Here is a 6,196-nt window from a genome sequence, read left to right as displayed (position 1 = left end):
CACGCCGCTGCTCCGCGTCGGTCTGGTTGGGGGGGGGGCGGCCGTGGTGCTCGGGGGCCCCCCCGCCGTTCTCCGCGCCGCTCCGGCGCCGCCCGCCTCAGCCGGAGGCCAGCCTGGCCGCCTCCCGCGCGCAGCCCCAGGCCACCGTGACGCCCGCGCCGCCGTGGCCGTAGTTGTGCACCAGGAGCCGTCCGTCCGGCAGGGCGTCGCGCTCCAGCCGGACCTCCGGGCGGGTGGGACGCAGCCCGACCCGGTGCTCCAGGACCCGCGCCCCGGCGATCTCGGGCCGCAGCAGGGCACAGCGGCGGACGATCGCCTCGGCGGCCGCCGGGTCGGGCTCCACGGACCACACGTCCTCCTCGGCCGTACCGCCGAGGACCAGCCCGCCCGGTTGCGGGAACAGGTACGCGTGTTCCCCGGCCGCGTCCGTGGTGACCATCCAGGTGTCGATCCCGGGGCTCTCCACCACGACCAGCTGCCCGCGCACGGGCCGTACGGACGGATCCGGCACCGGCTCCCGCGCGGCCAGCCCCGTGCAGGTGACCACGACCGGTGCGTCGACCTCCGCGAAGGAGGCGCCCGATCGTCCCCCTCGTCGTCGCCCGGATCGAACAGGCCCTGGACCGCAGCCCGGCGGGACAGCGCCGCCTGACCGCTCTGAGCGCCGGCGGCGACGCCGCGGACGTCGAGCTCAACTCGCCCTGCCGGGTCACCCTCACCGCGTACCGCCTGGACCGGCTCTCCCGCACCCGCGTCCGCACGCTCTTCGACGGTGTCCTGGAACCGGGCCGCCACCGCATCCCCCTGGACGCCGGGTCGGTGAAGGGCGAGTCCTTCCTCGTGGCGCGTACGACCGGAACGGTCCTGGTGGCGGCCGTGGCCCACTGAGCGCCCACTAGGATCGGCGCTCTGATGACTGCCACCCTCGTCGCCAAGAACCTCGCCGCCGGCCACGGCGACCGCTCCCTGTTCACCGGCCTCGACCTGGTCGTCGCGCCCGGCGACGTGATCGGCCTGGTCGGCGCCAACGGAGCGGGCAAGTCCACGCTGCTGCGGATGCTCGCCGGACTCACCGCCCCCGAGCAGGGCGAGCTGCGCCTCTCCCCGCCGGCCGCCACCGTCGGCCACCTCCCTCAGGAGCCCGACCGCCGCCCGGGCGAGAGCGTCCGCGCGTTCCTGGCGCGGCGCACCGGCGTCGACGAGGCCCAGCGACTGATGGACGAGGCGACCCGGGCCCTGGTCGACGGGGCGCCCGGCGCCGACGACGCCTACGCCACCAGCCTGGAGCGCTGGCTCGGCCTCGGCGGCGCCGACCTCGACGAACGCGCCGAGGAGGTCGCCGACTCCCTGGGCCTGGCCGTGGACCTGGACCAGCCGATGACCTCGCTGTCCGGCGGCCAGGCCGCCCGCGCCTCGCTCGCCTCCCTGCTGCTGTCCCGCTACGACGTCTTCCTCCTCGACGAGCCGACCAACGACCTCGACCTGGACGGCCTGGAGCGTCTCGAACGCTTCGTGAGCGGTCTGCGCGCCGGCACGGTCGTCGTCAGCCACGACCGCGAGTTCCTCACCCGCACTGTCACCAAGGTCCTCGAACTCGACCTGGCCCAGCGGCAGATCAACCTCTACGGCGGCGGCTACGCGGCCTATCTGGAGGAGCGGGAGATCGCCCGCCGGCACGCCCGGGACGAGTACGAGGAGTACGCCGACAAGAAGGCGGCCCTCCAGGACCGCGCGCAGACCCAGCGCTCCTGGATGGACAAGGGGGTGAAGAACGCGCGCCGCAAGGCGGGCGACAACGACAAGATCGGCCGCAGGTTCCGCAGCGAGGCCAGCGAGAAGCAGGCCTCGAAGGCCCGCCAGACCCAGCGCATGATCGAACGCCTGGAGGTCGTCGAGGAGCCGCGCAAGGAGTGGGACCTGCGTATGGAGATCGCGTCGGCCCCGCGCTCGGGCGCCGTCGTCGCGACCCTGCGGGAGGCCGAGGTGCGCCGCGGCGACTTCGTGCTCGGCCCGGTCTCCCTGCAGATCGACTGGGCGGACCGGGTGGCGGTCACGGGCGCCAACGGCGCCGGCAAGTCCACGCTGCTGGGCGCCCTGCTCGGCCGCGTCCCGCTGGACGCCGGGCACGCGGTACTCGGATCCGGTGTCCTGCTCGGCGAGGTCGACCAGGCCCGCAGGCTGTTCCACGGCCCCGAGCCGCTGATCGACACGTTCCGCGCGGCCGTCCCGGACACCGAACCGGTCGAGGTCCGCACGCTCCTGGCCAAGTTCGGCCTCAAGACCGATCACGTCCTGCGGCCTGCGGCGACCCTCTCCCCGGGCGAGCGCACCCGGGCCGCGCTGGCGCTCCTCCAGGGCCGCGGCGTGAACCTCCTCGTCCTCGACGAGCCGACCAACCATCTCGACCTGCCCGCCATCGAGCAACTGGAGTCGGCGCTCGACGCCTACGAGGGCACGCTCCTGCTGGTCACCCACGACCGGCGCATGCTCGACGCCGTGCACGTGACGCGCCGGCTGGACGTCGCGGACGGCAAGGTCACCGAGCGCTGACGGGGCGTCCGCGAAGGGGCGCGGGGAACCGCGCGACCCGCCACCACGGGCCCGCAGCTCCCCACGGCCGCTTCGGCGGGGCGGTCAGCGCCTGCCGTTCTTCGGGTCGACCAGTCCCGCGCGGCGCAGCGCGTCGGCCATCGCTCCGTCGGCGGGCGCGGGCGCCTGACGCGCGCCGCCGCCACCGCCGCCCCGGCGCCCTCCGGCATCGCCCTGGCGTTGCTGCGGCGGACGCCCGCCGCGCTGCCGGCGCTCACCGGAGCCGCCGCCCTGGCCGGCCTGCGGTGCCGCCTCGTCGTCCAGGCGCAGCGTCAGCGAGATCCGCTTGCGCGGGATGTCGACGTCGAGGACCTTCACCTTGACGATGTCGCCGGGCTTCACCACGTCACGGGGGTCCTTCACGAACGTCTTCGACATCGCCGAGACATGCACCAGGCCGTCCTGGTGGACGCCGACGTCGACGAACGCCCCGAAGGCGGCGACGTTCGTCACCACGCCCTCCAGGACCATGCCGGACGACAGGTCGGAGATCTTCTCCACGCCCTCCTTGAAGGCGGCCGTCCTGAACGCCGGGCGCGGGTCGCGGCCGGGCTTTTCCAGCTCCTTGAGGATGTCGGTGACGGTCGGCAGGCCGAACGACTCGTCCACGAAGTCCTGCGGCCGCAGCGAGCGCAGCACGGAGGTGTTCCCGATGAGCGCGGCGACGTCCTGTCCGGCCGTCTTCACCATGCGCCGGACCACTGGATACGCCTCCGGGTGCACGCTGGAGGAGTCCAGCGGGTCGTCGCCGCCGCGGATCCGCAGGAAGCCCGCGCACTGCTCGTACGCCTTCGGGCCCAGGCGTGCCACCTTCTTCAGCTCGCCGCGTGACCTGAAGGGCCCGTTCTGGTCGCGGTGCGTCACGATGTTCTCGGCGAGCCCGGAGGTGATGCCGGAGACCCGGGCGAGCAGCGGGGCCGACGCCGTGTTGACGTCCACGCCCACGCCGTTCACACAGTCCTCCACGACCGCGTCCAGCGAGCGCGAGAGCTTCACCTCGGACAGGTCGTGCTGGTACTGGCCGACGCCGATGGACTTCGGGTCGATCTTCACCAGCTCGGCCAGCGGGTCCTGCAGCCGGCGGGCGATCGACACGGCGCCGCGCAGCGACACGTCCATGTCGGGCAGTTCCCGGGAGGCGAAGGCGGAGGCCGAGTACACCGACGCGCCCGCCTCGGACACCATCACCTTCGTGAGGTTCAGCTCCGGGTGCCTGGCGATCAGCTCACCGGCGAGCTTGTCCGTCTCGCGGGAGGCCGTGCCGTTGCCGATGGCGATCAGCTCGACCGCGTGCTCCTTCGCCAGGCGGGCCAGCTTGGCGAGTGCCTCGTCCCAGCGGTTGGCCGGGACGTGCGGGTGGATGACGTCCGTGGCGACGACCTTGCCGGTCGCGTCCACCACGGCGACCTTCACGCCCGTACGGAAACCGGGGTCCAGGCCGAGCGTCGCGCGGGTGCCCGCAGGGGCGGCGAGCAGCAGGTCGCGCAGGTTCGCGGCGAAGACCCGCACCGCCTCGTCCTCGGCGGCCGTGCGCAGCCGCAGCCGCAGGTCGATGCCGAGGTGGACGAGGAGGCGGGTGCGCCACGCCCAGCGGACGGTGTCCTTCAGCCACTTGTCGGCGGGGCGGCCCCGGTCGGCGATCCCGAACCGGTGGGCGACGATCCCCTCGTACGACGACGGGCCGTCGGTCGGCTCCTCGGGCTCCAGGACGAGATCGAGGACCTCCTCCTTCTCGCCGCGCAGCAGGGCGAGGACGCGGTGCGAGGGCAGTTCCGTGAACGGCTCGGAGAAGTCGAAGTAGTCGGCGAACTTCGCGCCGGCCTCCTCCTTGCCCTCCCGCACCCTGGCGGCCAGCCGGCCGCGCACCCACATGCGCTCGCGCAGCTCGCCGATCAGGTCGGCGTCCTCGGAAAAGCGCTCGGTGAGGATGGCGCGCGCGCCGTCGAGGGCGGCCTGCGGGTCCGCCACTCCCTTGTCGGCGTCGACGAACGCGGCGGCCGCGGCGAGGGGGTCCACGCCCGGGTCGCCGAGCAGCCCCTCCGCCAGCGGCCCGAGACCGGCCTCACGCGCGATCTGCGCCTTGGTGCGCCGCTTTGGCTTGTACGGGAGGTAGATGTCCTCCAGGCGCGCCTTGGTCTCGGCGCCCCGGATCCGGGCTTCGAGCTCCTCGGTGAGCTTGCCCTGCTCGCGCACCGATTCCAGGATCGCCGCCCGCCGCTCCTCCAGCTCCCGCAGGTACCGCAGACGCTCCTCGATCGTGCGCAGCTGCGCATCGTCGAGCATCTCGGTCGCTTCCTTGCGGTAGCGGGCGATGAAGGGCACCGTGGAACCGCCGTCGAGCAGCTCCACGGCGGCCTTGACCTGCCGCTCCCGTACGCCGAGTTCCTCGGCGATCCTGCCTTCGATGGACCCTGATTCGATGGACCCGGGTGTCGTCACGATCCCGTACCGCCTTCTCCGCTGAGGTTGCGCGGCAATTGTGGCAGGTGGGACCGACACTCGGTGATCAGGGCGGCACGCGGCAGGGCGGCGGCGCGGTCAGGCCCGGCGGGTGGAGGACGAGGCCCCGCCGAACAGCCGGGCCAGGGCCCGGAAGGGCAGGGTCACGACGGTGGCGATGGCGCCGCCGATCTGGCGCAGCACGTCAGCGATAGCACGGAACACGAAATTCCCCTTTCCTCGCACCGTCCGCGGCGGCCGGTGTGAGGCGTGTACCTCGTCAGCGCCTTACTATGCGTGACCCTTTCCGATCAGGTCCCCCGGGAACGCCCCCGCCATCAGCGCCGCGTGCGCGAACGCCCCGCCCAGCTCGGTCAGCCGGGCCACGCCCTCCGCGCCCAGGTGCTCGTACGGGGCGCGGTCGAGCCGGTCGGTCTCCTGCTCGATCTGACGGCGCAGGGCGGCCCCCCGCTCGGTGAGTTCCCCGGCCGCGTCCAGCAGCCCGCGCTCGCGCAGCCGGCCGGTCGCGGCGTCCCAGTCCTCCCGGCTCCAGCCCCGGGTGCCGAGGACCCACTTGAGGGCCATGCCCTTGCCGGTCGCCGTGTGGGTGACGATCGCCTCCAGCCCGTCGAGGCCCGCGGACATCAGGGCGGCCAGGTGCCCGTCGCCCCGGTGCTCGCGCAGCAGGGTCGCCGCATGCCAGTAGGCGAGGTGCGGCTCCTCGGGGACGGGCAGGTCGGCGTGGGCGGCGTACAGCGGCCTCGCCGCGCGGGAGCAGGCCTCGGCCGCCCGCAGCGCCAGGCGCGCGGCCTCCGCCATCTCGGCCGACGCCAGTGCCTCCGCGCCGAGCAGCCGGCGCAGGGTCGCGTCGACCGCACGCGCGCGTGCCTGAAGCACCCGGCCGGGCGCGGCGGTCTCCCACACGGCCGGGACGTGCCGGGCCACCAGCTCGTACTTGTAGTTGTAGAAGGCCGCCGCGACCGTCCCGGCGCCGACCGCCCCGAAGGCGGCGGCCCGCACGGCGAGGTTCACGGCCCGGGGGTCGGTGATCCCGACCGCACCGAGTTCCCGGCCGAGGTCGGGCGAGAAGTAGTGCGCGGCATGCAGGGAGTTGAGCACGTTGTGGCAGCGTCGGCCGGCGTGCGGCTCCAGAGCGGCAGTCGTCATG

Annotated in this window: 4 protein-coding genes and 2 pseudogenes; 2 read left to right on the top strand and 4 right to left on the bottom strand. The window is 73.9% G+C overall.

Annotation, left to right across the window (positions count from 1 at the left end):
• Positions 1–97 precede the first annotated feature (97 nt).
• A pseudogene (locus ACFW6P_RS30200) lies at positions 98–568 on the bottom strand (FAD-dependent oxidoreductase); the annotation flags it as partial.
• Positions 569–579: 11 nt separating this feature from the next.
• Here ACFW6P_RS30200 and ACFW6P_RS30195 point away from each other — a divergent pair.
• Positions 580–888, top strand: a pseudogene (locus ACFW6P_RS30195) (oxidoreductase); the annotation flags it as partial.
• A gap of 24 nt (positions 889–912) precedes the next feature.
• On the top strand, positions 913–2,550 hold the full coding sequence (locus tag ACFW6P_RS30190; RefSeq protein WP_386359462.1) for an ABC-F family ATP-binding cassette domain-containing protein: 1,638 nt from the start codon (positions 913–915) through the stop codon (positions 2,548–2,550).
• Positions 2,551–2,634: 84 nt separating this feature from the next.
• Here the strand turns inward: ACFW6P_RS30190 and ACFW6P_RS30185 are convergent, their stop codons facing one another.
• From ACFW6P_RS30185 to ACFW6P_RS30175, 3 genes are all read right to left on the bottom strand, one after another.
• The gene (locus tag ACFW6P_RS30185) at positions 2,635–5,028 is read right to left on the bottom strand and encodes a Tex family protein (protein ID WP_386425509.1); all 2,394 of its coding nucleotides are present in this window, start codon (positions 5,026–5,028) and stop codon (positions 2,635–2,637) included.
• Positions 5,029–5,127: 99 nt separating this feature from the next.
• Positions 5,128–5,253: an LPFR motif small protein gene (locus ACFW6P_RS30180; protein ID WP_267889763.1), complete on the bottom strand. Its 126-nt coding sequence runs from the start codon at positions 5,251–5,253 to the stop codon at positions 5,128–5,130.
• Between the two features lie 66 nt (positions 5,254–5,319).
• A complete protein-coding gene (locus ACFW6P_RS30175; RefSeq protein WP_386425506.1) occupies positions 5,320–6,195 on the bottom strand; it encodes a hypothetical protein in 876 nt (291 codons plus the stop codon).
• Position 6,196: the final 1 nt, after the last annotated feature.

Source organism: Streptomyces sp. NPDC058741, assembly GCF_042746715.1.
GTDB lineage: Bacteria > Actinomycetota > Actinomycetes > Streptomycetales > Streptomycetaceae > Streptomyces.
The sequence above is the reverse complement of the archived record's forward strand: the minus strand, read 5'-3'. Positions and strand labels throughout refer to the sequence as shown.